This window comes from Archangium lipolyticum (assembly GCF_024623785.1).
GTDB lineage: Bacteria > Myxococcota > Myxococcia > Myxococcales > Myxococcaceae > Archangium > Archangium lipolyticum.
The window spans coordinates 24,320-49,430 of sequence record NZ_JANKBZ010000023.1 but is presented as its reverse complement, the minus strand read 5'-3'; the positions used below and the strand labels follow the sequence as shown (position 1 = coordinate 49,430).

The window sequence follows — 25,111 nt, the reverse complement described above, 5'->3', positions numbered from 1 at the left end:
TCATGGGTGAATCGCCCCACCAAGAATCGCTGACACTCCAACTGGAGGCGGCCGAGGAGCGCCTGCGGGTGGTGCTCGGTCTCACGGACAGTATTGTCTTCGAGCTCGACGCCGACGGCCGCTACCTCTCCGTATTGACCCGGTCCGACGAGCTGCTGGCCGTCCCCCGGCAGGAGATGCTGGGACGCACCCTCGTTGAAGTGCTCGGCCCCGAAGTCGCCGCTCCGTTCATGGAGCGCATCCAGCGCGTCCTGGCCACGGGACAACCCGATCGCTTCGAGTATTCGCTGGAGATAGCGGGCGGACGTCGCTGGTTCAGCGCCGACGGGATGATGGTGCCCCAACGTCCGAGCGTGGCCTTCCTGGTCCGGGACGTCACCCAGCAGAAGTCGCTCGAGCTGCGGCTGCTCCAGGCGGACCGGCTGGCGGCGCTCGGCACCATGGCCGCGGGTGTGTCACACGAGGTGAGCAATCCCCTGGGCTACATCCGTTCCAACCTCCACTTCATCGCGGAAGGGCTGGCGGAGCTCCGGCAGGGCTTGAGCGGCGCGGAGAGCATCCCGGATCGTGCCCGACTGGAGCGCACGCTGGATGAGTGCGAGGAGGCGCTCACCGAGGCCCAGCAGGGCACCGAGCGCATCCACCATGTGGTGGGCGACCTGAAGACGTTCGCGCGGGGCGAGGACACGGATTCGATGGAGGGCCGGGTGGACGTCCGGCGCGCGCTGGAGACGTCGATCAACATGGCCATGCCGGAACTGAAGCACCGGGCCCGGGTGCTCCGGTACCTGCAGCAGGTCCCCCCGGTGCGCGGCAGCGAGTCGCGCCTGGGTCAGGTCTTCCTCAACCTGCTGCTCAACGCCGCCCAGGCCATCTCCGGGGGGGCGCCAGACAGGAACGCCGTGGAGATCCGCTTGTGGTCCGAGGGCGGCCAGGTGGTGAGTGAGATCCAGGACACCGGCCAGGGCATCGCTCCCGAGAACCTGAAGCGCATCTTCGATCCGTTCTTCACCACCAAGCCGGCGGGCGTGGGAACGGGCCTGGGGCTCGCCATCTGCCAGGGCATCATCACCGCGATGCAGGGGGAGATCTCCGTGCTGAGCACCGTGGGCAAGGGCACCTGCTTCCGCGTGGTGCTGCCCGTCGCGCCCCCCGGCACGGACGGGGACTGAGCTGGCGGGCACCTGGCCGGTCAGGTGGAGGAACCGGTTCCCGTCAGCGCCTCGCCGGGGCGGGCACCCGCTCGTCCCAACCCAGGAGAAGCCGTCATGGAGAGGAAGCTGGTGTCCGTGCAGCGTGTCGATCACCTCGAGCCCATCGCGGGTGCCGACAACATCCTGAAGGCGCGGGTGATGGGCTGGGACGTCGTCGTCAAGAAGGGCGAGTTCGCCCCAGGCGACCCCTGCGTCTTCTTCGAGATCGACAGCGTGCTGCCCTCGGGGGCGCCGTGGGCGGAGTTCCTCCGGCCGCGAGGCTTCCGGGTGAAGACCGCGCGTCTGCGGGGGGTGCTGTCCCAGGGGCTCGCCCTGCCCGTCTCCATCCTCCCCAGCGAGGTGCCCCCGCACGGCACCGATGTGAAGGAGCTGCTCGGGGTCGTGAAGTTCGAGCCGGTGCTGCCCGACACGCGGGAGATCGCCGGGCCCTTCCCGGGCCAGGTGCCCAAGACGGATGAGCTCCGCCTGCAGTCGGCGCTCGGCGTCTTGGACGAGCTGCGAGGCCTCGACTTCTACGTGACGACGAAGCTGGATGGGACCTCCGCGACCTTCTTCCGGCCGCTCGAGGGTGAGCTCGTGGCCTGCTCCCGCAACTGGGCGCTGGCACGCGGGCCGAACCCGGTATGGCGCATCGCCGAGCGGTACGCGCTCGACACGGTCCTCCCGCCCGGCTTCGCCGTGCAGGGCGAGCTGTGTGGCCCCGGCATCCAGAAGAACCGCCTGGGCCTCTCCGAGCCCGACCTGTTCGTGTTCAGCGTCCACGACATCCGGACCGGGGTCTACCTCGACCAGGCGGCACTCGCCGCGTTCTGCGCCGAGCGGGGGCTGCGCACCGTCCCGGTCGAGCACGTCGTCACCGGCGACGCCGCACGCACGTTCGACCACAGCCTCGAGCACTACCTGAAGCTCGCCCAGGGCTTCTACACGGGCACCCGCAACCGCAAGGAGGGCATCGTGGTGCGGCCCCTCGTCGAGCGGCAGTCGCCCACGCTCGGGGGCAGGCTCTCGTTCAAGGTCATCAACAACGACTTCCTGCTCAAGGACGAGGACTGAGCTAGAACGGGCCCATGGAGACCGGCGCTGACCAGAAGGTCATCCACGAGGCCCGTTCGCCCTTTGGTACCGTGTTCGTGGTGGACGTGGGCGATCGGCGCACGCTCCGCTTCGACAGCCCCCACGGCACGGTCCAGAGCGCCATCCTCAAGAGCGATCCGCTCGCCGTCCCCACGAGCTACGTGCGCGTGGCCGCCGCCGGGCTCGCCTTCACCCGGGGGCGCTCCCGCGTCCTGGTGGTGGGCCTCGGTGGTGGTGCGTTCCCCATGATGCTGCACCGGCTCCTGCCCCGCCTGGTGGTGGACGTGGTGGAGCTCAATCCGGTGGTCGTGGAGGTGGCCACGCGCTTCTTCGGCGTCCACGAGGACTCCCGGCTCCGCATCATGGTGGAGGACGGGGGCCGCTTCATGGCGCGCCAGAGTCCCCGTTACGATCTCATCTTCCTGGACGCGTTCTCCAACAGCGGGACACCGGACCACCTGAAGGAAGCGCTCTTCGTCGAGGACGTCCGGCGCAGGCTGGAGCCCGGGGGCGTCGCGGTGATCAACATCGCGCTCGAGGAGTCGCGGAACGTGGCGTCGCGGGTCGACACCTTCGCCAGGACCTTCGAGGGCTGCGTGCAGCTGCGCGGCGCCTCGGACACCAACAACCTCATCCTGGTGGGTACCCTGGAGCCGCCGCCCTCCGAGCCCCAGTTCTGGCATCAGCTCTGGCGGCTCGGGCGCGAGCTGGGCTTCCCGGGGCTGGCCCAGAGCGTGGTGTCCTTCCAGCGGTCCACCCGCCCGTAGACCCCGGCGCGACTACCGGCCGCGCGCGGGCAGCGACGTGGCCTCGCGCACCGGCGCGCCCGACTCCAGCGCCTCCAGCCGCTTGCGCTGACGGTGGCGGAGGATCTTCTCGTACGCCACGTTCAGCTCGCGCATCTTCGCCTCCGAGCCGCCCCGGTCCGGGTGCCGCTCCAGCGCCAGCTCCCGGAAGCGCGCCCGCACCACGTCCGCCGAGTCCAGCGGCGACACTCCCAGCACCCGGTACGGATCCTGATCGTCCAGCGCCGCCAGCCACTGCTCCAGCCGGTCCTTCACCGCGATGAAGCGCTCGTCCGACTCCGTCTTCTCCTTCACCGGGTGCGTGCGCATCTTCGCGTCCGCCCGGAAGACGTCCGTGTAGGTGCTCGACACCCAGCGGTGGCACGAGCCGCAGCGGAAGTACTTCACCCGAGGACCCGAATGGCCGGTCATCCGCACTCCACAGTGCGTGCACTCGACCTCCACGTTCTCCAGGGTCCGCCAGTTCCAGCTCGATGCAACCGCCGCGCTCATGGGTGCCCTCGACCTCTCCGCTCAGGCGCTACAGGCCTGTTGTGGGCGTCAAGGTCCCACGATCCGATCCGCCGTCAAGAAATTGGCAACCGGACGGTAAGCCCTCCCTCCAAAGGTCCCTCGGGGGCCCGCGTTTCACGCTAGAACCGGGGGGATGCTCGAACAGACGATCGCCTTCCTCGGCGCCGGCAACATGGCCGAAGCGCTCATCAAGGGCCTGCTGCGCTCCGGCACCGCCCGGCCCGAATCCATCATCGCCACCGGCCGCCGCGGAGACCGCATCGAGGAGCTGCAGCGCACCTACGGGGTGCGCACCACCCTGGACAACGTGGCCGCCGTGCGCGAGGCGGACGTGGTGGTGCTCTCCGTCAAGCCGCAGGTGCTGGACAAGGTGCTCGTCCAGGTGGCGCCGGTGGTGGACCCGCACAAGCTGTTCATCTCCGTGGCGGCGGGCGTGCCCATCTCCGTCATGGAGCGGCGGCTGGGCGCCGGGGCCCGCATCATCCGCACCATGCCCAACACCCCCTCCCTGGTGGGGGCCGGAGCCTGCGCCCTGGCCCGCGGCGAGCACGCCCGCGACGAGGACCTGGCCGTGGCCACCCGCATCTTCCAGGCCGTGGGCATCACCACCGTAGTGGACGAGAACCTCCTGGACGCCGTCACCGGCCTGTCCGGTAGCGGCCCCGCCTACATCTTCCTCGTCATCGAGGCCCTCTCGGACGCGGGCGTGAAGGTGGGCCTGCCCCGCTACACCGCCCAGAAGCTGGCCGCCCAGACGGTGCTCGGCAGCGCCCAGCTGCTCATCGAGACGGGCATCCACCCCGGCCAGCTCAAGGACCAGGTGACGAGCCCCGGCGGCACCGCCATCGCTGGCCTGCATACCCTGGAAGCAGGCGGGCTGCGCACCACCCTCATCAACGCCGTGGAGGCCGCCACCCGCCGCGCCAAGGAGCTGGGGGAGCAGTTCCTGGAGAAGTCCTAGGGCTGGCCTATACTGGGGGCACCATGAAGATCACCCCGCTCGACATCCGGCAGAAGCGTTTCGAGACGGCCCTGCGCGGCTTCTCTCGGCGCGAGGTGGAGGCCTTCCTGGAGCTCATCGCCGGTGAGTTCGAGGAGGTGGTCAAGGAGAACATCGCCCTCAAGGAGGAGCTCAAGCGCACCCAGCTCAAGCTGGAGCAGCACGTGGAGCGCGAGCGCACCCTCCAGGAGACGATGGTCACCGCCCAGCGCATCAGCGAGGACATGAAGGCCGCCGCCAAGAAGGAGGCGGAGATCATCCTCGCGGATGCCGAGCACCAGGCGGAGAAGATCGTCCACGGCGCCCACCAGCGGCTGGTGCAGGTGGTGGAGGACATCAACGAGCTCAAGCGCCAGCGCGCCCAGTTCGAGTCCCAGGTGAAGTCCGTGGTGGAGGCGCACCAGAAGCTGCTGGAGACCTTCAGCGGGCGCACCTTCGCCGACAAGGACTACGCGCGCGTCGAGGACAACGTGGCCTACCTCACCCAGAAGAAGGCCCAGAACGGCGAGTAGCGTGTGACGGCCTCGTGGCTCAAGGAAGTCCCCGGGGCGGTGGAGCTGGCCGTGCTGGTGCAGCCCCGGGCCTCGCGCACCCGCGTGGTGGGTGAGCACGATGGGATGCTGAAGCTCCAGCTCGCCGCCCCTCCCGTGGATGGCGAGGCCAACGCCGCCCTGCTCGAGTTCCTGGCCAAACAGCTGGGTGTGCCCCGGCGGCAGGTGACACTGGTGGCCGGTGACGCCTCGCGTCGAAAACGGGTTCGAGTCGAGGGGCTTGGCGCGGCGGAGGTCCAGGCTGTTATGTCTGGGGGCACGTGAGGCCCCCATGCGCCACCTGCTGCTGCTCCTGACGTTGCTGCTGTCACCCCTCGCGGGAGCACAGGAGGGGTACATCGGCCCTACGCCCCAGGCCGGCCATGCCAACGGCGGCGTGGAGCCCGCGATGGTGCCCGCTGCCCGGCCGGAGCTGGTGGTGGGCGAGCTGACCACGCCCCGCTTCCGCATCCTCTACACCGCGAGATCCGAGGGCGCCGCGCGCCAGCTGGCCACCACCATCGAGTCCGTGCGCGACACCTTCGTGGGGGTGCTCGGGCGGGACTGGCCGGGGGTGACGGAGCTGCGCGTGGGCGTGGACCGCGGGGAGTTCGAGGCCCTGGCGCTGCCCGGGGGCGAGCCTCCGGGCTGGGCGGTGGCGCTGGCCTACCCGGAGCACCGCATCGTCCTGCTCAACGCCCTGACGATGGCCGGGCCCGAGGGCCAGGTGACGCTGCGGCACGAGCTGGCGCACGTGGCGCTGGGACAGCTCGGCAAGCGCTGGCCTCGCTGGTTCCAGGAGGGTTTCGCGCAGAACGTCACGGGAGAGAACTTCTCCATGACGCACTACACGGCCCTCTTCCACGCGGTGACGCAGGAGAAGGTGTTCCACTTCGAGCACCTCTCCGAGGACTGGCCGGATCGCCCCTCGGACGTGGAGCTCGCCTACGCGCAGAGCGCCGCCTTCGTGGCGTGGCTGTCGGCGCGGCACGGGCCCGAGGGCATGGGCCGGCTGGTGGACGAGGTGGCCACGGGCCAGCCCTTCGAGCAGGCCTTCGGCAAGGCCTTCCGCGCCTCGCTGCTGGTGGAGGAGTTGGATTGGCGGGAAGGGCTGGCCGCGCGCTACGGCTGGCTGCCGCTGACGACGAGCACCTCGCTGCTGTGGCTGGGGGCGACGGGACTGGTGCTCGCGGCCTACGTGCGGCGACGGCAGCAGAAGGCGGCGAATCTGGCCGAGATGGAGGCGCAGGAGGCCGCCGAGGACGCGGCGATGCGCGCGGCCTTCGAGGCGGAGCTCGCCCAGCAGCGGCAGCAGCAGGAGCTGGTCCCCCTCTCGCCGCCCCCCGCGGACGAGGGCACCCCGGAGACGGCGGACACGGCCGCGACCACCGAGTGGTACGAGTCCTCCGCGTCACACGGCCCGGAATTCGAGGACGATGAGGAAGCTCCGCCTCGCCCGTCCAAGCCGACGGTGCATTGAGCTCCTCTCATTCGTCGAGGGACGAGGGTCAGTCCCTACCCTCGCGGTGGGAAAAGACCTGCCCACTCGAGGGACCGCGCGACCCACGCAGCGCCCCTTTGTCGCCTTCTTCGAAAAAACTACAGCCCGATCGTGGCTCGCCCTCCGCGGGGGTCGAGCCAAACGGCTGAATTCATTGTCCCTCCGGAACGCGCGAGCGCTGGCAGATGCCTTGCTTAAGACGGCGCCACGAGAGCGGAGGACAGTGGAATGGCGGAGAACGCACGGCGAGCAGCAGGGGTAGCGAGGGTGTTCGCGGGACAGCCCGAGCGGCTCGCGGCGGCATGGCGCAGGGTGCGCTTCGCCGAGGCCCGGAAGAACGGGACACCCCCGCACAACCAATTGGACAGCGTGGTGGAGCCCTTCATCCGCGAGGTGGGCCGGAGCCTGGAGGGCAAGGAGGGCAGCCCGTGGAGCCGGACGCGCGCCGTGCTGAGGCTGACGCCGAGGCGGGGGACGCGCGCGCTGCACGAGGAGTTCGCCGCGCTGCGCCGCTGCCTGGTGGATGCGGTGGAGACGCTGGGTGGGGGGGATACGGAGCGGGCGGTGGTGAACCGCGCGCTGGACGAGGCGGTGGACTCGGCGGTGACGATGATGGAGCGCCTGGCCAATCCACTCGCCCCGAAGCCGCGGGTGCCCTTCGCGGGGCTCGTGGTCCAGTTCTTCGAGCGCTCCGGGGGGACGAAGGAGAAGAAGCCCACTCCGAGCGATGGACGTGTGGCGGTGCATTGAGTTGAGGGGGGTGCCGACCCGTCCGGCTTGACGCATCCAGTTCTGGGAGGTGTCCGAGGGCCGGCGGTTGAAGGGGGCGCGCTGACGGGCGAAATGGGGGGCCCGAGGCGCGAAAAGGGGGCGAGTTCCCGCCCGGGGGGGCGGTGAGCCGCAAGGAGTGGCCGCTGGAGGCCGCGTGATCGGGGGTTCACGCGCCTCGACGGCTGGACGGGTCGGCGTTGTTTTCCGTGGGCGGACGTGCACGTCGGTGCGCGTCCGCCCATGTCTTTTCAGGCCTCCCGGAACCGGGTGCCGGTGATACCAGCGCCCTCCATCGCCAGTTTGATGCGCTCGGTGACGATGATGGCGCCCGTCCAGCCCCAGGGGCGGCAGATGTTGGTGTCTCCAATCCGGGCCGGGTCTACCTTCATCCCGTAGACCTTCTGATATTTGCCGACCAGTTCCGGCTCGCCATCCTCGGGCGTCCAATACGCCACCTCTTCGCACCTGGCGTCGTCGATGCACCGGATGACCTGCAAGACATTGAGGATGAAATAGGGCTCGGACCGTCCCTCCACCTGGGCGGGAATGAACTGAACCTCTTTCTCGAACTCCAGGCTTTGGAATAGAGAGACGACACGCTCGGTCACCACCGGCGTGGCAAGCTCGGTCAAGCTGAAATCAAGCGGGATGCCGGGATGGGAAATCCCGAGAATGGGCCTTCCCGCCAAGTGGATGGCTTTCCCTTTGTCGAACAGCCAGGGATCCACTCTTTTCCCATGCTCGTCGATGTCCTTCTGCTTCAACACCCAACGACCCGGGACACTCATTTCGTCCCACAATTCAAAATAACGAGGAGGAAAACTCATGGCCTTCTCGTGGCAAGTTTGTTGAGTTTCGAGTCGGACGTACAGACTTCACCAGCAATCATATCGAGAGCCTTCGTCAGCCTACCTCGACAGTCAGCCAGGCTCCTGCAATCCCCTAGCGCTGCTCGGAGTCGGCTGAACACCGCTTCATGATACTCCTTGGGATGTGGCCCCACGTGGCCGACGAGATAGACAATGTTTGCTGGATCATCGAAGCTCATCCCAGCTCGGTCAAACAGGTCCTTGAAGCGCGGAGTCCAAGGACCGCCACTGACGTCGGAGATGTCATTCTTGTCGGTGGCGAGATGATGAGCCCTGGCGTCCCCCTTGTTCGCAGCGTCCCTGCAATCCCCCGACGTCCGGGCCGAAGCACCGGCCGCGGCAATCGCAGACGCCGTCGTATTGGCTGACACGCCCATGAGCACCACCGTGCCATCCGCCACACTCACCTGAGCACGTGCCCCGGCCCCGAAGGTGAAACGGCCTGCCCCTGGGCCACCTCCCTCGAAGGCGAAGCGTGGAGGCGAAAGGCGCGCCCATGGCCCGCCCCTGGGCACCTCCGGCAACCCCTTGGCCAACTTCGCCCCAGCCACCGTCACCAGCACTCGCAGCCCTACTCCCCCTATTGCCTTTCCAAAGCGCTCGGCCGCTGCCTCCAGTTGCCCCTGTGTCCTCGCCACCTCCGCTTCCCGGTAGAGGTTCAGACAAGCCACCCCCACTGTGTGCAGTTCCACCGCGCTGTAGGTCATCAACAACCCGAGCGTCACCGCCGCGGCCAATGCCTTGGAAAAGACTGGCTCGGGCGCAGCCCATGCCGCCATGTAGAGCATCATGGACAGGGCCATGGAGTAGGCGACGGTGGGCGAGGTGAGCAGTTCCATGGCCGCCTCGCGCACCCCTTCTTCCATGTAGCGAGGCGAGAGTTTGAGCGCCTGGAACCACCGGCTGTTCTCCAGCGATGCCGCCAACGGCAGGGAGGACGGGCCCTGAAGCTCCGCGAAGGCCGCCCACACACGTCGCTCCAGGTCCGAGGGCTGCGCATCCAGCGTTGGCCCGAGGTGCATGCCCGCCCTCGCCACGCCCACCGGTGCTCCCACCAGGGAGGGTGGCCTCGAGCGAGGCTCCACCGCCTGGAAGGCCCTCTCCAGAGCCTCCACGAGCGCCCGCGCCTCCTCCACGGAGAACCGTCCCAGGGTCGGCTCCGGCCCGAGCTGCTTGAAGGCGAGCACTCGGCCCTCCGCGGGGCCGTGGAATTCGCTCACCCTCACGGTTTCCAGCGCCGGAAAGGTCCTGCCGCTCTCAGTCGACTCACCCCGGGCCGAGAGCGGCACCAACAACAGCAGGCTCAGTACAAGGACAGCGCGCGGAGACATCAATCCATCCATCTCTTTCCAGCCATGGCGCACGTCAGGCCTCCCTGAACCGGGCGCCAGTGATCCCCTCGCTCTCCATGGCTAGTTTGACCTGCTCGGTGACGATGAGGACGACCGTCCAGCCCCAGGGGCGGAAGACGCTGACGGCCCCCACCTTCGTTGGATCTACTTTCAATCCCCTGACATTCCGGTACTGACCCGATTTGTCCGGGCGGTTGTCCTCAGGCCGCCAATAGAGCACCTCTTCACACCGGGCATCGTCAATACAGCGGATGACGCGGAGTGCATTGAGAAGGAAATAGGGCTCGGCGAATCCCTCTACCCGGACTGGTATGAATTGGACATCCTGCGCGATGCCCAGTCGCTCGAAGAGAGAGACGACGCGCCCGTGAACCAACGGTACAGTCAGGCCGGTCATGCTGAAGTCGAGGGCACGTCCAGGGCGGACCATGCTCAGGACGGGCATTGCCTCCAATTCGACGGCAACCCCATCTTTGAACTGCCATGGATCTATCTCCCGTCCATTCTCATCCACATCGGGAGCGCTCAAATGCCATCGCCCTGCGACGTGCAGATCATCCGATAAATCGAAATATCGTTCTGGCATGTTCATGGCTTCTTCGTGAGAAGCTTGTTGAGCATCGACCCGGGTTTACAGATGTCAGCTGCAATCTTGTCGAGTTCATCCACGAGCCTCGCCCGACAATCCACCAAGGCTCGACATCTCCCAAGTGCAGCCTCCAGCCGCCTGTAGATCTCCTCGTGATATTCCTCGGGGTGTGGTCCCTGATGGGCAATGAGATAAACGATATTCGCCGAGTCATTCAGGCGCATGCCCGCTCGTTTGAAGAGAACTTCGAAGCGCGGAGTCCAAGGACCGCCACTGGCATCGGAGATGTCGTTCTTGTCTGTGGCGAGATGATGAGCCCTGGCGTCCCCCTTGTTCGCAGCGTCCCTGCAATCCCCCGACGTCCGGGCCGAAGCACCGGCCGCGGCAATCGCAGACGCCGTCGTATTGGCTGACACGCCCATGAGCACCACCGTGCCATCCGCCACACTCACCTGAGCACGTGCCCCGGCCCCGAAGGTGAAACGGCCTGCCCCTGGGCCACCTCCCTCGAAGGCGAAGCGTGGAGGCGAAAGGCGCGCCCATGGCCCGCCCCTGGGCACCTCCGGCAACCCCTTGGCCAACTTCGCCCCAGCCACCGTCACCAGCACTCGCAGCCCTACTCCCCCTATTGCCTTTCCAAAGCGCTCGGCCGCTGCCTCCAGTTGCCCCTGTGTCCTCGCCACCTCCGCTTCCCGGTAGAGGTTCAGACAAGCCACCCCCACTGTGTGCAGTTCCACCGCGCTGTAGGTCATCAACAACCCGAGCGTCACCGCCGCGGCCAATGCCTTGGAAAAGACTGGCTCGGGCGCAGCCCATGCCGCCATGTAGAGCATCATGGACAGGGCCATGGAGTAGGCGACGGTGGGCGAGGTGAGCAGTTCCATGGCCGCCTCGCGCACCCCTTCTTCCATGTAGCGAGGCGAGAGTTTGAGCGCCTGGAACCACCGGCTGTTCTCCAGCGATGCCGCCAGCGGCAGGGAGGACGGGCCCTGAAGCTCCGCGAAGGCCGCCCACACACGCCGCTCCAGGTCCGAGGGCTGCGCATCCAGCGTTGGCACGAGGTGCATGCCTGCCCTCGCCACGCCCACCGGTGCTCCCACCAGGGAGGATGGCCTCGAGCGAGGCTCCACCGCCTGGAAGGCCCTCTCCAGGGCCTCCACGAGCGCCCGCGCCTCCTCCACGGAGAACCGTCCCAGGGCCGGCTCCGGCCCCAGTTGCCTGAAGGTGAGCTCGAGCCCGCGGCCCTCCAAGGGGCCGCGGTATTCGCTCACCCTCACGGTTTCCAGCTCCGGGAGGATCCTGCCGCTCTCTGGTGGAGCACCTCGGGCCCGCAGCGGCACCAACCACAGCAGGCTCAGGACAAAGACGACGCGCGCAAACATCAGTGCGCGTCAGCCCACGTCTTTCCCGCTCCTACTTCCACCTTGAGGGGCACCTTGAGCGTCATCACAGCGGACATGCACCGCCGCGACAGCTCCTTCACCGCCTCCACCTCGGCATCCGGCGCCTCGAAGAGGAGCTCGTCGTGCACCTGCAGCAGCATCCGCGTGCGCAGGCGCTGCTTCTCCAACTCCTTGTCCACCGCCAGCATGGCCTCCTTGATGAGGTCCGCCGCCGTCCCCTGGATCGGCATGTTGATGGCGGCGCGCTCGGCGGCCTGCACCAGCTGGCGGTTCTTCGCGTTCAGATCGCCCATCGGCCGGCGCCGCCCGAAGAGCGTCTCCACGTATCCCTTCTCCTTCGCCACCTTCACCGTCTCGTCGAGGTAGCGTTTGATGCCCGCATAACGTGTGAAGTAGCGCTCGATGATGTCGCGCGCCTCCTCCACCGGAATGTTCAGGCGCGTGGACAGCCCGTGCGGGCTCAGCCCGTACGCAATGCCGAAGTTGACCGTCTTCGCCACTCGCCGCTGGTCCCTCGTCACCTGGTCCTGTGCCACTCCGAAGATCTCCGCCGCCGTGCGGCTGTGGATGTCCTCGTCCCGGGCGAAGGCGTCGATGAGGACAGGATCCTCCGCGATGTGCGCCAGCAGCCTCAGCTCGATCTGGCTGTAGTCCGCCGAGACGAGCTGATGGCCCTCCTCCGCGATGAACGCACGGCGGATCTCCAGGCCCAGCTCGGTCCGGATGGGGATGTTCTGCAGATTCGGATCCGACGAGGACAACCGCCCGGTGGCCGTCGCCGCCTGGTGGTAGGTCGTGTGGATGCGCCCATCTCGCGCCACCAGGTCCGGCAGCGTGTCCAGGTACGTGCTCTTGAGCTTGGACAACGAGCGGTACTCGATGATGGCTCGCGGCAGCGGGTGTATCTCGGCCAGCTTCTCCAGCACCTCCTGGTCCGTCGAGGGCCCCGTCTTGCCCCGCTTCAGGACGGGCAGCTCCAGCTTCTTGTAGAGCACCTCCGCCAGCTGCGGATTGGAGCCCACGTTGAACTCGGTGCCCGCCAGCTGGTGGATCTCCTTCACCTTCTGCTCACACTCCGCGCCCACCTTCTCGGAGATCTCCCGGAGCACCTTCACGTCCAGCTTCACCCCGCGCTCTTCCATGCGCGCCAGCAGCGGCACCAGCGGCATCTCCAGCTCGCACGCGAGCTTCGCCAGCTTCAGCCCCTCCAGTTCCTCCCACAGCCCCGGGGCCAGCCGCCGCGCCACGTCCGCCCGGGCCGCGTACGCCACCGCGACTTCCTGGGGCGAGAACTCCTTCAACGCCCGCGCCTTGCGTCCACTCGTGACCGGCAGCTCTGGCAGGTCCACCTGGAGTCGCTCTCGGGACAGGATCTCCAGGCCGTGGTCTCGCCGTGAGGCATCCAGCAGGTAGCTGAGCAGCTCGACGTCGTCCTCCCCTCCCCTCAGCTGGATGCCCTCGCGGTGGAGCAGCAGTGTCAGGGCCTTGAGATCGTGTCCTCCCTTCGCCACCTTCGCGTCCTCCAACACCCCCTGGAGGGCCGCCTTGAACTCCGCGGGCCGCACCTGCTCCACCCCCAACCCCTCGTGGCCCAGCGGCACGTAGCGCGTGGAGCCGTCCTCCAGCGCGACCCCCAGCCCCACCAGTGGCGCGGCGAAGGGCAGGCCCTCGTACGCGGGAATGAGCGTCACCGCCCCCCCCTCTCGCACCTTGGCGGCCAGCGCCTCGATCCCCGCCTTGGTGGTGACGATCTCCGTCTCCAACGTCAGCTTCGTGGTCTCCTGGGTCGGTGCCTTCGCCGGCAGCTCCCTCAGCAGCGCGGAGAACTCCAGCTCGGTGAACAGCTGGCGCAGTTGCTCCTCGTGCACCGGCCGGCGCTTCAGCTCCTCGATGGAGACACCCAGCTCGAGGTCCGTGCGGAACGTCACCAGGTCACGCGCCCTCAGCAGGCTCTCGCGGTGCGCGGCGATGGCGTCGCGCATCTTCGGCTTCTTCACCTCGGGGAGCCGCTCCAGCAGCGCGTCCACGCCGCCGAACTGCGTCAGCAGCTCCACCGCCGTCTTCGGGCCGATGCCCGGCACCTTGGGCACGTTGTCCACCGCGTCGCCGATGAGCGCCAGGTAGTCGCGCATCTGCCGGGGCTCGATGCCCAGCCGCTCCTTCACCTCGGCGGGGTCCGTGTAGCGCTCGTTCTGCGGATCATAAAGGTGCACATCGTCATCGACGATCTGCACGAAGTCCTTGTCCCCCGTGACGACCAGGACGCAGAAGCCCTCGGCCTTGGCGCGCTTGCACAGGGTGCCGATGACGTCGTCCGCCTCCCAACCGGCCACCTCCAGCACGGGCAGGTTGAGTCCCTCCACCACCCGGCGGATGTAGGGGAACTGCTGGCTCAAATCCGGCGGCGTCTCCGCGCGGTTCGCCTTGTAGTTGGGATCGATCTTCTGGCGCTCGGCGCGGCTCTCCTTGTCGAAGGCGAGCGCGACGTGGGTGGGGTTCAGCTCCTTGAGCGCCTTGAGGACCTGCCGGGTGAAGCCCAGGGTGGCGTTGGTCGGCACGCCCTGGCGGTTCGTCAGGGGGGGAATCGCGTGATAGGCGCGGAAGATGAAGCTGGAGGCGTCGATCAGGACGAGGCGGGGCGTGCCGCTCGGAGGGCTCGGAACCATAGATCCCCGGCCTTAACCGACCCCCCCGCCCCCTGTCCATGCCGGGCCGCGCTCCGGGAGCAACCGTCAACGCTCCCGGAGGGCCACGGTGTTCAGCAGCTGTTCTCCGCCTTCAGCGCCTTCACCTTCTCCTCGAGCCCATCGCCCGGGACGGCGTAGTCCAGCACGGCGTCCAGATCCTCACAGGACTCGGCCGACTTGAGGGCCTTGAGGCCTCGCGTGGAGCAGCGGCCCACCTGCGAGTTCAGGTCCGTGTTGCCCGCGTAGAAGCGGAAACCCAGCTTCCAGATGCGGCAGGCGCGGCGCCCATCGCCGCGATCATCCCAGTACTTGCCCCGGGTGATGGCCTTGGACGCCATGTCCTGCTGGATGTTCTTCCGGTACGAGGACGGCTTGCTCTCCACCATGTCACCCATCAGCCGCTTGTCCACGTCCAGCGCCTCCAGCAGCGGATCGGCGGCCTTCTCCACGTCTTCCAGCTGCAGCAGACCCTGGCCGATCTTGAAGAGCTGATCCACGTTGGACACATCCGCCAGCAGCTTGTCCGTCTCCCCGTGGTACTGGGCCAGCTCGTAGTTGGAGCGCAGCTTCTGCAGCGTGGCGAGCGCCTCGGTCCCGCGTCCGCCCCAGTAGTCCATCATCGCGGCGATCATGAACTTGTGGGGGAGGCGCTGCTTGAAGGTGTCCTCCACCTGCTTGCGCACGTCCGTCGGCTTGTCGTCCTCCATGAAGATGTCCGACACCGGGCAGCGCCAGGGCGCGGCGTTGGGATCCAACCGGCGCCGGGCGATGAGGAAGTCCAGGTACATCTTGTCCTTCGGCCGCCACTCGGTGCGCCCCAGCCGCTTGCCCTTGTCGAGCACCAGGGTGAAGCCGATGGGCGGCTCCAGCTCCTCGCGAGTCATCTTCTGGCAGGCGAAGCCCATGTAGCGCTCGCACCGGGGCACCGCGGCGCTCCACTCGCCGTCGCGCAGGTAGGCCTTGCAGTCGTCCCCGGCGCGCTTCATCACCTGCGCCGCCGCCTCCAGCACCTTGGGCTTGGCCCGGCGGAAGTAGGAGCTCTCCTTCGTGATCTTCTTGAAGAAGTCCAGCGCCTCCTCTTCCTTCTGCCGCGTGAGCGCCTTCTGGCCCTGCGCGAAGTACTCGGACGCCTCCTTCTCCATCTTGATGCGGCGCATGAGGCTGTTGGCCTCGGCGTTGATGGGATCGATGTCCAGCGCCTTCGAGCAGGAATCCTCTGCCTTCACCCAATCGGGCTCGCTGCCCATCTCCGTGGAGCAATAGGAGCGGCACTTGCTGAGCAGCTCCTGCACCTGCTCCGCCGGGCTCATGGGAGGCGGACCCTTCTGCGCCATCGGAGTCGTCCCCGATGCCGCGCCACCACCGCCCAGGGTGCTCTTGGTGATCGCCGCGACCATGAGCAGGCCGACCACGCCGGCGGCCACCACCAGCAGCTTCTTGCGCGAGGCCGCGATGGGCACCGCCGCACCGGCCTCCGGACCCGCCGCGCCACCCGCCCCACGCCGGGTGGGCACCTCCCGTCCGCCGCGCCGTGCCGGCAGGTTGGAGGCTCCACCACCGCCCTCGAGCACCATCTCCACCATGCCGAAGGTGATGACGTCTCCCGGCTGCAGCGCCACCTGCTGGGTGCCCACCGGCTCGCCATTGACCAGCGTGCCGTTGGCGCTGCCCAGGTCGCGCAACATCACACCCTCGGGTGTGGCCTCGACCTCGGCGTGCCTGCGGCTCAGCGAGTCGTCCTCGATCAGCACCGCGGCGGGCGCCTGGCGGCCCACCAGCAGCTTGCCCTTCACGGGGAACTTCTGGTTGGCCCACGGACCGGTGAGGCCCTTGAGCACCGGGGGACCGCCCTCCTCCGAGCCCTCCGCGGGAGCGGGCCGGGGACGCTTCGCCAGCGCCGAGGGGCCTCCCGCGCCCGGGGCGGACCGCTTGACGGCGGGCATGGCCCGGGTGGCGCGCGGGCTCTCCTCACCCAGCGCCTCGGACTCCTCGCCCGCGGGCTTCGCCGCCCTGCGAGCCCCGGAGCTCGCGGCCGACCGCGCGGGCGCCTTGAGCCGCAGCTCGTAGTCGCCCAGCAGCACCACGGCCTTGGACGTCAGCGGCGTCATGCCGGTGATGCGCTCGCCATCCACGAAGGTGCCGTTGGCGCTGCCCACGTCCTCCACCATCACCTTGCCGCCCTCCACCACGAAGCGGGCGTGGCGGCGCGACACGCCGCCCTCGGCAAGGACCAGGTCATTGGTGCCTTCCTGGCGGCCGATCTTCAGCTCACCGGAAAGCTCGTGCTCGCTCTCGTTGCCGTCGGGGTGACGGACGACCAGGGTAGGCATGGTGACGTCAGTCCTCGCGGAAGATGCTCATGTTGACGGGGATGCCCTTGCGCTGCAGGTCATCGTAGAACTTCGGCACGAAGCCGCTGGCCACGAAGCGCCCGCGCACCTTCCCGTCATCCGAGAAGCCTTCCTGCTTGTAATAGAAGATGTCCTGGAGGGTGACGATGTCCACCTCCATGCCGGCGATCTCGGTGATGAAGCAGATCTTCCGCGTCCCGTCCGAGAAGCGCGTCTGCTGCACGATGAGGTGCACGGCGCTGGCGATCTGCTCGCGGATGGCCTTCACCGGCAGCTCCATGCCGCTCATCAGCACCATCGTCTCCAGCCGGGCGATGGCGTCGCGCGGCGTGTTGGCGTGCAGCGTGGTGAGCGAGCCGTCGTGGCCCGTGTTCATCGCCTGGAGCATGTCCAGCGTCTCGCCCGCGCGGCACTCGCCCACCACGATGCGATCCGGCCGCATGCGCAGGCAGTTCTTCACCAGGTCGCGGATGGCGATGGCGCCCTTGCCTTCCAGGTTGGGCGGGCGGCTCTCCAGCTGCACCCAGTGCTCCTGCGGCAGCTGAAGCTCCGCCGCGTCCTCCACCGTGACGATGCGCTCGTCCTCGGGGATGAAGGAGCTGATGATGTTGAGCGTCGTCGTCTTCCCCGAGCCCGTGCCTCCGGAGATGACGATGTTCTTGCGCGCCCGCACGCACATCTCCAGGAACTCGGCCATCTGCGCGGTGACGGTCTTGTACTTGATGAGATCCTGGATCTTCAGCGAGTCCTTCTTGAACTTGCGGATGGTGATGCAGGGTCCCTTGAGCGCCAGCGGCGGGATGATGGCGTTGACGCGGCTGCCGTCCTTGAGGCGCGCGTCCACCAGCGGGCTGGACTCGTCGATGCGCCGGCCGATGGGCGCGACGATCCGCTCGATGACGCCGAGCACCGCCTGGTTCGAGCTGAACGTCTTCTCGGACAGGACGAGCTTGCCCTTGCGCTCGATGTAGATCTGGTTGGCGTGGTTCACCATGATCTCGCTGATCTCATCCGACGCGAGGAACGCCTCGAGGGGCCCCAGGCCCAGCGCCTCGTTGATGACGTCGGTGAGCAGCTCCTCCCGGTCCACCTCCCCCGGGAGCTCTCCATCCGCCTCCATCTGATCGATGATGTCGCGGATGGCCTTCTCGGTGCGCCGCCACAGCTCCTCGTCACCGAGCCGGTCCATGTCCATGCGGCGCAGGTCGAGGTATTCGATCAAGCGGTCGTGGATCTCCTTCTGGAGCCGGGTGTAGGCCTCCAGGCGGGGGTCCACGCGCTTCTTGTTCTTCGCCAGCGCCGAGGCCAGCGAGGCCGGCATGCGCGCGTTGGCCGCCGGCTGGGGCTCGGGCTCCGGCTCGTCGTAGACCGGCTCCTCCTCCTCGGCGTACTGGCCCTCGCCGCCGTCGTCGTAGCCCTGCTCCTCCTCGTAGTACTCCTCCTCGGGAGGAGCCGTGCGCGTCATGCTCGGCTCCGACAGGGGCTCCACGTTGATGATGTAGTCGCCGATGAAGATCTGATCCGACGGCTTCACCACCTGCGGCCCGGCGATCTTCTTGCCGTTCACGAAGGTGCCGTTCGTGGACTTCATGTCCACGACGATGAGCTTGCCGTCCTTGGAGACGATCTTCGAGTGGTACTTGGAGACGTTGCCCTTCGCGAGGACGATGTCGTTGCCGGCGAGGCGGCCGATGGTGATCTCGTTCTTCTCGAACTCGATCTGCTCGGTACCTCCGCCCTTCTCCTCGAGCGTGACGAGAAACATGGCGCGGATGGTACCAAGCGCTCCCGTCCTCTCAAAGGGGACGCAACGCGATGAGCCATTCCCCCCCTTGAAAAGGGCGAGGCCGGCGCCCATCCCCAGGGGGGACGAGGCCGGCCTCGAGCAACCGAGCAGCCGTGGGCGGCTCAGTCGAAGATGTTGAAGTTCACCTCGGAGCGGGCCTGCTTGTAGCGGCTCTTCACGTCCTCGATGATCGTCCGGATCTTGTCCGAGTCCGGGTTGACGATGCGGGGCGTCACGAAGATGACCAGCTCGCGCTTGGTGGAGTCGAAGGCGCGGTTCTTGAAGATCTCACCGATGATGGGGATGTGGCCCAGGCCCGGCAGCTTGGAGACGGCCTTCTGCTCGTCGTGGCTGAACACGCCCGACAGGACGATCGTCTCGCCGTGACGCACGGTGACGTTCGTCTTCACCTTGCGGGTGCGGAAGCCGGGGATGGCCGACGAGCCGCCGAAGGACACGGACACCGAGGTGTCCAGCTCGCTCGCCTCGGCCTCGATCTCCGTCTGGATGTTGCCGTTGCGGTCCGCCGTGGGGCGCAGGTTGAGGATGACGCCGTACTGCTTGTACTCCACGGTGAACTGGTTCTGGGTGATGAGCGGGATGGGCACCTCGCCACCGGCCAGGAACTCGGCCTTCTCACCGCTGGCGCACACCAGCTTGGGCTGGGCGAGCAGGCGGCCGTAGCCGTCGTTGCCCTGGAAGCCGATGGAGAACTCCGAGCCGCCGTTGATGGCCACCAGGCCGCGGCCCGAGCCGAACGAGGCGGGGAACAGCTCCTGGGTGATGTTGGCCGTGGCCGTCACGGTGCCGGTGATGTCCGTGGGGTACTTGATGCCGTAGCGGTCGCGCGAATTGCGGCGGATCTCCACGAACTGCACCTCGGAGAGGATCATCCGCTTGATGCCGACGACGAGCAGGTTCTCCACCTTCTCGCCCACCGCCTTGGTGATGAGCTCGGCCTTCTGCAGGTCCTGCTGGCTCTCCACCGAGCCCTCCAGGAAGATGGTGGCGCCCACCACGTTCACCTGCACGTTGCGCAGGCCCGCCTTCTGGAAGGCCGCAGTGAGGTTCTGCGCCACCAGCTTCTTGGCGTTGGGCGCCACCTTCACGAAGCTCTTCACGTTCGGGTAGAGCGACACCACCTCCTGGATGCGATCGGCGTCACCCGTGGTGTAGGCCTGACCGTCCAGGTAGATGCGGTCACCCACCATCCGCACGGACACGCCTTCGATCTCCCCGAGCAGCTTCTTGATCTCGGAGATGACCTCGTTGGGGTCCTGCTTGCGCACGGTGACCAGGTAGCTGACGCGCTGACCGGAGCTCTTCCAGATGAGCAGCGTCGTCTTGCCCTCGGCCTGGCCGATGAGCAGCACCTGGCTGTTCCCGATGATCTTCACCTCGATGATGCTCGGGTCACCCACGGCGATGCGGGTGGTGCCCGGCACGGGGAGCACCTTCTGGGTGCCCACCCCGAGGCTGATGTTGCTGCCGCCCTCCTGCGCCCACGCGGAGCCCGCCGTGAACAGGGCCAGCAGGGCGCCGAGCGCGGCCACCTGCGTGAAGCGTCCAAGCATCGTGAGAGTTCCCTCTTCGCGTCGCATCCGAGCTACCCCAATCTGTCGTGCTGCCACCACATGGCCCAGAAAGTCCCCAGCGCGATCGCCACCCCATAGGGGATGTGGCGTCGCGGTCCGTCCGCCGCGCCCTCGTGCATCAGCCGGACGCGCACGGCCCAGCGCCGCAGCACGTCTCCCAGCGTCTCCCATACGGCGCCTTCCCACAGCAGCGTCACCACCGCCTGCACCGCGCCCACCAGCGAGATGAACGCCGCGGCGGCCATCACCGCGGGAAAGCCCAACACCGCCCCCACCCCCGCCATCAACTTCACGTCCCCCCACCCCATCCTGCCGCGCATCGCCCCGGGAACCAGCAGCAGCGCCAGCCCCGCCCCGGACACCACCCCACTCACCAGCCCCGTCTCCAGGTCTCCCACACCCTCTCCCCACAGGCGCAGCCCCAACGCCACCGCCACCAGGGGATAGGTGACGACGTCGAGGATCTGGCGGCGCATCACGTCCGTGGCCACCGAGACCACGAGCGCCACTCCCAGGACGGTCCAGAGCGCGATGTGGAAGGAAGTCATCAGAGACCCGCCCTCGCCAAGAGGAGGACGGGTCTGGGGAATAAATCAGGGAGGACCGCTCTCCGTCAATTGGCGAACAGCCCAACCCCCCGACGCGACGGCCCGGCCCTCACTGGTAGGAGAGCCGCACCCGCTCGCTGCAGATGAAGTACTCGTCGCCGTCCTCGACCTTGCGGCGCTTGATGCGCTGCTTGTTGAACCAGGTGCCGTTGGACGAGCCCAGGTCCTCGATGAAGAAGTCGTCGCCCTCGCGGACGATGACGGCGTGCTCGCGCGACACCTTGCCGGAGTTGATGACGAGGTCGCAGTGCTTGCCACGGCCGATCACGAACCGCTCCTTGGTGATCACCTGCGGCTCGGCGCTGTCCATGGCGAGGATGAGGGCGCCACCGGCGGACTCCTCGTCCATCGACTCCTCGTCCAGGGGCTCGTCCTCGGGCAGGGGCTCGTCCTCGTCGGCGGCCATCTGCTCGTCGTGCTCCTCCGGGCCCAGGTCCATGTCGCCCGGGTCGCTGTCGTCGGCCAGCGCGTCCTCGTCCAGCTCCTCACGGGGCTCGTTGCTCTTGCCCTTGATGAGGCGCTCGAGCTCGGCGGCCGTCTCCAGGACACGCTCGGCCACCTCGCGGCGGGCGGGATCATTGTCGAGGGAGTTGGCGGGCGGACGCTCCTCGGCGCGAGCGGAGACGCGCTGCGGCACCGGAGCGGGCTGCGGCGTCTCGTCACGCGGGGCGGGAGGCAGCTTGTTGGAAGAGGCGCCACCATTGACGGGCTGGAGCACGGGCGGAGCGGCCTTGCTGGCCGCCGAGGACTGCGCGGCACGCGGGGCGGGCGCGGCGGCACCGGCACCGGAGGCCACCTCCGGCCGGCCCGGACGCGCCACCTCGATGAAGCCGTTGAGGCGCGCGAACATGAACAGCGCCTGGTTGATGAGCGCGTCGCGATCCGAGCCCATCTGCTGGGCCATGTCTTCGTAGGTCTCCCACAGGTGGTCGGCGATACCGACCTTGCGGGCGGGGCGGGAGTTCTGGTCGATCATCAGTCTTGACTCGCTATTCCACGAAACCCGGACGATAGCAGAGGCGTCCGGGGACGCGAAATCACCGATAGGGGTACACGCCGGTGCTGTTGGCCACGTCCACGAAGATGGCCTCGAGGTTCACCTGGAGGATGCCATCCGCCGAGGGGTAGGCAATATAGGCGTAGGAGGTATCACCCACGGTCGCCTGGACCACGGGTCCCGGCAGCCGGAAGGTCTGCAGGGCCGGGATGCCGAGGTCCACCGTGATGCCGAACGGAAAGTAGTTGGACAGGGTGTTCACCACATAACGTTCGTCGCGCACGAGGCCCTCGGGGAGCCTCGCGACGTTGATGCGGACATCCACACCCTCGGTCTGGCCCGCGTACCCATCCGGGTGGAAGTAGTAGGGGCCGGTGCGCGTGTAGGTCTCGCCGACGCCCAGGCGCTGGAGGAAGGACGTGCTGTCGGAGAGGACCAGCGGCTGGTTGCCCGCTGCCCGGACCTGGAAGCGGGTGAAGTTGGCGCATTCCGTGGGGATGGCGCCCGCGGGCACCAGGACGGCATTGGCCCCGGCGCTCGCCGGCGGCTGCACCGAGCCCACCACCACGTTCGTGGCGCAAGGCTGCTGGCCCGTGGTCTCCGGGGTCAGGAGGATGATGTCCCCCGGCCGTACCTGCGCCCCCCCCTCCGCCCAGGCCGCGGGGGGAATCTCGAAGGCCGTCGAACCCGGGGTGTACGGCACGGAGCCCAGTCCCGGCAGGACGCCCTGGTAGACGAGCTGGTACGTGTTGTTGCGGGTGACACCATTCGTCACATCGCCCTTCTCGGCATCGACGATGATGGCGGTGGACTCGGTCTGGCTGGTGCCCGCGGCGTTGACGAAGGAGACGGCGGCCCTCGGGCCCGTATCGATGACGTCGAACGGGCGCAGCAACGCCGCGTCGAAGAAGAGGATCTCCCCGTCCGAGAGCGGCACGATGCCCAGCAGGGCCTGGGTCACGACGGAGCGGGTGCCGCTCTGGAGCAGGAGCTGCGTGTTCGGGGAGAGCGACAGGCCCATGGGCAACCCGGCGTTCCCGGTGATGGGCAGCATGGGGTAGCCGGTGATGTCCTTGGACACGCTGCCCGTGGCGGAATCCACCGCCAGCACGCCCGAGCACTGGGACTGACCGCCGCAGCTGGACGCATCGAGGACGCCGAAGATGCGCTCACCCGCCTGGAGGGTCCTCTCGGGCTCGGGGCTGCCTTCCGGCAACACGTACGTCACCTTCGGGTGGGTGGCGAGTTGGAGCACCTGCGCGCCAGCGAAGTTCAGCTCCAGCTCCGGCCCGCCGTTCAGGTTCAGCTTGTAGCTCTTGCCAAGCACGCCGGCCGCGCCACGCGTGGCCACGGCGATCTCCCCGGGCTGGGGCATGACGAGGATCGAGCTCACGGCCACATTGGGTAGCACCTTGAGGGGCGTGGGCGCGGCGATCTCGGCGCCCGCGAGCAGGGCCTCGGGTCCCGGCAACCGCAGCTGCCACAGCTGGGCCCCGGAGGTCTCCTGGGTGGCGTAATAGAGCGTGCTCAGCCCTTCCGCGTCGGGCCCACGGGCCGCGAAGGCCGTCACAGGACCCGTCGACGACCCGCTCAGCTCGGTGGTCGACAGCCGCCGCACCTCGCGCAGAAGGCTGGGGTCCGCGCCCACCACGGAGATCTCCGTGGAGCCGTTGCTGCGCGCGTACACATAGGGACCCGTCACCTCGGCGCCCTGGTCGTCGTAGCGCACGTCCCGCGTGAGGGCCTCGGGCCGCTTCAGCACCGGGATGGAGAGCGGCTCAATGGGATTGGGGGCACGGGCATACTGCCGGTCATTGATGTCCTGCGCGAGCTCGAGCACGCGCAGCTCGTTGTTGCCCGAGGAGGTGACGAACACCCGCGCCCCCACCAGGGTCACATCGTAGGTGCCCACCAGCCCGGCGTACGGAAGGGCGGTCTCCTCCTGGGTGCAGGCCGCCAGCAGCGCCCCCAGCCCCACCATCAACGACACGATGACGCGCTTCACTGCTGTACCTCCTGACACGTGGTGGCTCCCGGCAGGTCCTGCCGGGTCCCGAGCCGGGCCACCAGGCGGGCCTGCTGCGGGTTGGCGAGATCCGGGATGTCGATCACCGAAACGCGCCCGTCTCCGAAATTGCTGGTGAAGATACGCGCCGCGTTGCCCTGCTGCTGCACGGCGAGCCCGAACGGCTGGGGAGTCTCCGTGGCCGCCTCGTTGCCCACCTGGACCTGGGCCACCACCTGGCCCACGTCCGGGTCGAAGATGGCCACCACGCCGGCCGCGCTGCAGGACACCACCACCAGCTCGCTGCGGGTCTCCCCGCGGGGCACCAGGCGCACCTCGGTGGGACCGCTCGGCAGCGGGACCGAGCCCACCACGGTGAGCCGGGGCGAGCTCGACGTCGACTCGATGCCCTGCACGTCCACCAGCAGCAGCGAGTCCGGCGCGCGCACGGCCACGTACAGCCGCTGGGGCCTGGACGCCACCCGCTCGGTCAGCGCGAGACCGCGCGCATCCAGCGCGGCGAAGCCCACGTCCAGCCCGGGGTCGATGAGCCGGCTCGTGTCCGTCCTGTCCAGCACGCGCACGAGGAACCGCCGGGACAGGGACGTGATGCCGCCAGCGAACCGGCCGGTGACGAACGCGTACCGCTCGCTCAGCACCACCGAGTTGCCGCCCATGGGGAGCTCGGGGGTGGAGAGGGTGACGAAGTTCTCCGCGGACACGCTCGGCGCATCACCGGGCAGGCGCACCACGTAGGAGCGGAAGGCCTCGAACGACTCTTCCGGCGAGTCCGCCGGGTCCAGGTGCGTCAGCCACACGTCTCCCCCGGTGCCGATGGCAATGCCGAAGGGCGCGGCCGCGCGGGGGACATCGTTCGCGCTCCCCGGAACATTCTGCAGGGACACCCTCCCCTCGGCGCAGCCCTCGCCCGAGCACAGCCGCGTCGGCTCCGGGACATCCACGTAGTAGAGGTTGTTGCCGTCCGAGCGGGTGGGGACGAAGAGCCGGGGCACGTTGCCGTCGGTGCGCTCCCAGAGGGCCATCTCGCCCGCGTAGCTGGGAATCGTGCGGATCGACTCCGGCGCGACGTTCAGTTGGGGGATGTCCACCGCGGCGCCGCTCGCCGAGCCGAGGGCCGGCAGGCGGTTCGTGTCGGCGCCCACGCGGTCCAGGTCGACCGCCATGAGCGTGCCGTCATCGAAGCATCGGTCGAAGTTGGCGCTCGCGACATAGAGGACGCCATTGGTGGAACCGGGGACGCTCCGGTACACGAGACCGGCCGGGTAGACGAAGCGGTCGGTCGGCGGGGGCCGCGGCGCGGTGGACGTGCACGCGGCGGCGACAAGCAGCGCGAGACTCGGGAGAAGGGGGCGCATGTAAGGGGGGCGGAGTGTAGAAACCGCTCTACCGCCGGGCAACTACAAAGGACCCCGGCTATTCCGTACCCACCATCTCACGTC

Annotated in this window: 21 protein-coding genes; 8 read left to right on the top strand and 13 right to left on the bottom strand. The window is 68.1% G+C overall.

Annotated features, from left to right (window positions below):
• Positions 1–2: 2 nt before the first annotated feature.
• From NR810_RS35710 to NR810_RS35700, 3 genes are all read left to right on the top strand, one after another.
• A complete protein-coding gene (locus tag NR810_RS35710; protein WP_257459081.1) occupies positions 3–1,172 on the top strand; it encodes a sensor histidine kinase in 1,170 nt (389 codons plus the stop codon).
• Between the two features lie 96 nt (positions 1,173–1,268).
• Complete coding sequence (locus tag NR810_RS35705; RefSeq protein WP_257459080.1) at positions 1,269–2,267, top strand: RNA ligase family protein; 999 nt, start codon at positions 1,269–1,271, stop codon at positions 2,265–2,267.
• Positions 2,268–2,281: 14 nt separating this feature from the next.
• The gene (locus NR810_RS35700; protein WP_257459079.1) at positions 2,282–3,055 is read left to right on the top strand and encodes a spermidine synthase; all 774 of its coding nucleotides are present in this window, start codon (positions 2,282–2,284) and stop codon (positions 3,053–3,055) included.
• A gap of 12 nt (positions 3,056–3,067) precedes the next feature.
• On the opposite strand, the gene NR810_RS35695 is transcribed toward NR810_RS35700, so the two are convergent.
• A complete protein-coding gene (locus NR810_RS35695) occupies positions 3,068–3,586 on the bottom strand; it encodes a J domain-containing protein (protein ID WP_257459078.1) in 519 nt (172 codons plus the stop codon).
• Between the two features lie 154 nt (positions 3,587–3,740).
• Between NR810_RS35695 and proC the strand changes: the two genes are divergently transcribed.
• The 5 genes from proC (at position 3,741) to NR810_RS35670 (ending at position 7,388) form a co-directional block, all read left to right on the top strand.
• Positions 3,741–4,568, top strand: a complete 828-nt coding sequence (gene proC / locus NR810_RS35690; RefSeq protein WP_257459077.1) for a pyrroline-5-carboxylate reductase — start codon at positions 3,741–3,743, stop codon at positions 4,566–4,568.
• A gap of 23 nt (positions 4,569–4,591) precedes the next feature.
• The gene (locus tag NR810_RS35685) at positions 4,592–5,119 is read left to right on the top strand and encodes a DivIVA domain-containing protein (RefSeq protein WP_204219711.1); all 528 of its coding nucleotides are present in this window, start codon (positions 4,592–4,594) and stop codon (positions 5,117–5,119) included.
• Between the two features lie 3 nt (positions 5,120–5,122).
• Positions 5,123–5,422: a DUF167 domain-containing protein gene (locus tag NR810_RS35680; RefSeq protein ID WP_257459076.1), complete on the top strand. Its 300-nt coding sequence runs from the start codon at positions 5,123–5,125 to the stop codon at positions 5,420–5,422.
• Between the two features lie 7 nt (positions 5,423–5,429).
• Positions 5,430–6,617, top strand: a complete 1,188-nt coding sequence (locus NR810_RS35675) for a peptidase MA family metallohydrolase (protein ID WP_257459074.1) — start codon at positions 5,430–5,432, stop codon at positions 6,615–6,617.
• Positions 6,618–6,866: 249 nt separating this feature from the next.
• The gene (locus NR810_RS35670) at positions 6,867–7,388 is read left to right on the top strand and encodes a hypothetical protein (RefSeq protein WP_257459072.1); all 522 of its coding nucleotides are present in this window, start codon (positions 6,867–6,869) and stop codon (positions 7,386–7,388) included.
• A 269-nt stretch (positions 7,389–7,657) separates the two neighbouring features.
• Here the strand turns inward: NR810_RS35670 and NR810_RS35665 are convergent, their stop codons facing one another.
• The 12 genes from NR810_RS35665 to NR810_RS35610 all read right to left on the bottom strand — a co-directional run bounded on the left by NR810_RS35665 (position 7,658) and on the right by NR810_RS35610 (position 25,027).
• Complete coding sequence (locus NR810_RS35665; protein ID WP_257459071.1) at positions 7,658–8,236, bottom strand: imm11 family protein; 579 nt, start codon at positions 8,234–8,236, stop codon at positions 7,658–7,660.
• Positions 8,233–9,609: an AHH domain-containing protein gene (locus tag NR810_RS35660; protein WP_456062039.1), complete on the bottom strand. Its 1,377-nt coding sequence runs from the start codon at positions 9,607–9,609 to the stop codon at positions 8,233–8,235. Before NR810_RS35660 ends, NR810_RS35665 begins: the two co-directional genes overlap by 4 nt.
• A gap of 34 nt (positions 9,610–9,643) precedes the next feature.
• The gene (locus NR810_RS35655) at positions 9,644–10,222 is read right to left on the bottom strand and encodes an imm11 family protein (protein WP_306818792.1); all 579 of its coding nucleotides are present in this window, start codon (positions 10,220–10,222) and stop codon (positions 9,644–9,646) included.
• Positions 10,219–11,601, bottom strand: a complete 1,383-nt coding sequence (locus NR810_RS35650; RefSeq protein ID WP_456062038.1) for an AHH domain-containing protein — start codon at positions 11,599–11,601, stop codon at positions 10,219–10,221. The genes NR810_RS35655 and NR810_RS35650 overlap by 4 nt, the downstream gene beginning before the upstream one ends.
• Positions 11,601–14,288, bottom strand: coding sequence for a DNA polymerase I (gene polA / locus NR810_RS35645; RefSeq protein ID WP_257459068.1), 2,688 nt, complete (start codon positions 14,286–14,288; stop codon positions 11,601–11,603). Before polA ends, NR810_RS35650 begins: the two co-directional genes overlap by 1 nt.
• Positions 14,289–14,380: 92 nt before the next feature.
• Positions 14,381–16,639 carry an FHA domain-containing protein gene (locus NR810_RS35640; protein ID WP_257459067.1) on the bottom strand — a complete coding sequence of 753 codons (2,259 nt, stop codon included), beginning with the start codon at positions 16,637–16,639 and terminating at the stop codon, positions 14,381–14,383.
• 7 nt (positions 16,640–16,646) lie between these two features.
• Positions 16,647–18,425 carry an ATPase, T2SS/T4P/T4SS family gene (locus NR810_RS35635; RefSeq protein ID WP_257459066.1) on the bottom strand — a complete coding sequence of 593 codons (1,779 nt, stop codon included), beginning with the start codon at positions 18,423–18,425 and terminating at the stop codon, positions 16,647–16,649.
• 143 nt (positions 18,426–18,568) lie between these two features.
• Positions 18,569–20,020 carry a pilus assembly protein N-terminal domain-containing protein gene (locus tag NR810_RS35630; RefSeq protein ID WP_257459065.1) on the bottom strand — a complete coding sequence of 484 codons (1,452 nt, stop codon included), beginning with the start codon at positions 20,018–20,020 and terminating at the stop codon, positions 18,569–18,571.
• A gap of 32 nt (positions 20,021–20,052) precedes the next feature.
• Positions 20,053–20,589 carry an A24 family peptidase gene (locus tag NR810_RS35625; protein WP_257459063.1) on the bottom strand — a complete coding sequence of 179 codons (537 nt, stop codon included), beginning with the start codon at positions 20,587–20,589 and terminating at the stop codon, positions 20,053–20,055.
• Between the two features lie 109 nt (positions 20,590–20,698).
• Complete coding sequence (locus NR810_RS35620; protein WP_257459062.1) at positions 20,699–21,625, bottom strand: FHA domain-containing protein; 927 nt, start codon at positions 21,623–21,625, stop codon at positions 20,699–20,701.
• 61 nt (positions 21,626–21,686) lie between these two features.
• Positions 21,687–23,651 carry a hypothetical protein gene (locus tag NR810_RS35615; RefSeq protein ID WP_257459060.1) on the bottom strand — a complete coding sequence of 655 codons (1,965 nt, stop codon included), beginning with the start codon at positions 23,649–23,651 and terminating at the stop codon, positions 21,687–21,689.
• Complete coding sequence (locus NR810_RS35610; RefSeq protein ID WP_257459058.1) at positions 23,648–25,027, bottom strand: YncE family protein; 1,380 nt, start codon at positions 25,025–25,027, stop codon at positions 23,648–23,650. Before NR810_RS35610 ends, NR810_RS35615 begins: the two co-directional genes overlap by 4 nt.
• Between the last annotated feature and the right edge of the window lie 84 nt (positions 25,028–25,111).

Excerpts from the sequence above, each read along its gene's own strand:
- NR810_RS35620 (WP_257459062.1), bottom strand. The coding sequence starts at position 21,625 with ATGATCGACCAGAACTCCCGCCCCGCCCGCAAGGTCGGTATCGCCGAC.
- NR810_RS35625 (WP_257459063.1), bottom strand. The coding sequence starts at position 20,589 with ATGACTTCCTTCCACATCGCGCTCTGGACCGTCCTGGGAGTGGCGCTC.
- NR810_RS35635 (WP_257459066.1), bottom strand. The coding sequence starts at position 18,425 with ATGTTTCTCGTCACGCTCGAGGAGAAGGGCGGAGGTACCGAGCAGATC.
- NR810_RS35665 (WP_257459071.1), bottom strand. The coding sequence starts at position 8,236 with ATGAGTTTTCCTCCTCGTTATTTTGAATTGTGGGACGAAATGAGTGTC.
- NR810_RS35630 (WP_257459065.1), bottom strand. The coding sequence starts at position 20,020 with ATGCTTGGACGCTTCACGCAGGTGGCCGCGCTCGGCGCCCTGCTGGCC.
- NR810_RS35640 (WP_257459067.1), bottom strand. The coding sequence starts at position 16,639 with ATGCCTACCCTGGTCGTCCGTCACCCCGACGGCAACGAGAGCGAGCAC.
- NR810_RS35610 (WP_257459058.1), bottom strand. The coding sequence starts at position 25,027 with ATGCGCCCCCTTCTCCCGAGTCTCGCGCTGCTTGTCGCCGCCGCGTGC.
- NR810_RS35710 (WP_257459081.1), top strand. The coding sequence starts at position 3 with ATGGGTGAATCGCCCCACCAAGAATCGCTGACACTCCAACTGGAGGCG.
- NR810_RS35700 (WP_257459079.1), top strand. The coding sequence starts at position 2,282 with ATGGAGACCGGCGCTGACCAGAAGGTCATCCACGAGGCCCGTTCGCCC.
- polA (WP_257459068.1), bottom strand. The coding sequence starts at position 14,288 with ATGGTTCCGAGCCCTCCGAGCGGCACGCCCCGCCTCGTCCTGATCGAC.
- NR810_RS35685 (WP_204219711.1), top strand. The coding sequence starts at position 4,592 with ATGAAGATCACCCCGCTCGACATCCGGCAGAAGCGTTTCGAGACGGCC.
- proC (WP_257459077.1), top strand. The coding sequence starts at position 3,741 with ATGCTCGAACAGACGATCGCCTTCCTCGGCGCCGGCAACATGGCCGAA.
- NR810_RS35675 (WP_257459074.1), top strand. The coding sequence starts at position 5,430 with ATGCGCCACCTGCTGCTGCTCCTGACGTTGCTGCTGTCACCCCTCGCG.
- NR810_RS35655 (WP_306818792.1), bottom strand. The coding sequence starts at position 10,222 with ATGAACATGCCAGAACGATATTTCGATTTATCGGATGATCTGCACGTC.
- NR810_RS35705 (WP_257459080.1), top strand. The coding sequence starts at position 1,269 with ATGGAGAGGAAGCTGGTGTCCGTGCAGCGTGTCGATCACCTCGAGCCC.
- NR810_RS35650 (WP_456062038.1), bottom strand. The coding sequence starts at position 11,601 with ATGTTTGCGCGCGTCGTCTTTGTCCTGAGCCTGCTGTGGTTGGTGCCG.
- NR810_RS35670 (WP_257459072.1), top strand. The coding sequence starts at position 6,867 with ATGGCGGAGAACGCACGGCGAGCAGCAGGGGTAGCGAGGGTGTTCGCG.
- NR810_RS35660 (WP_456062039.1), bottom strand. The coding sequence starts at position 9,609 with ATGTCTCCGCGCGCTGTCCTTGTACTGAGCCTGCTGTTGTTGGTGCCG.
- NR810_RS35695 (WP_257459078.1), bottom strand. The coding sequence starts at position 3,586 with ATGAGCGCGGCGGTTGCATCGAGCTGGAACTGGCGGACCCTGGAGAAC.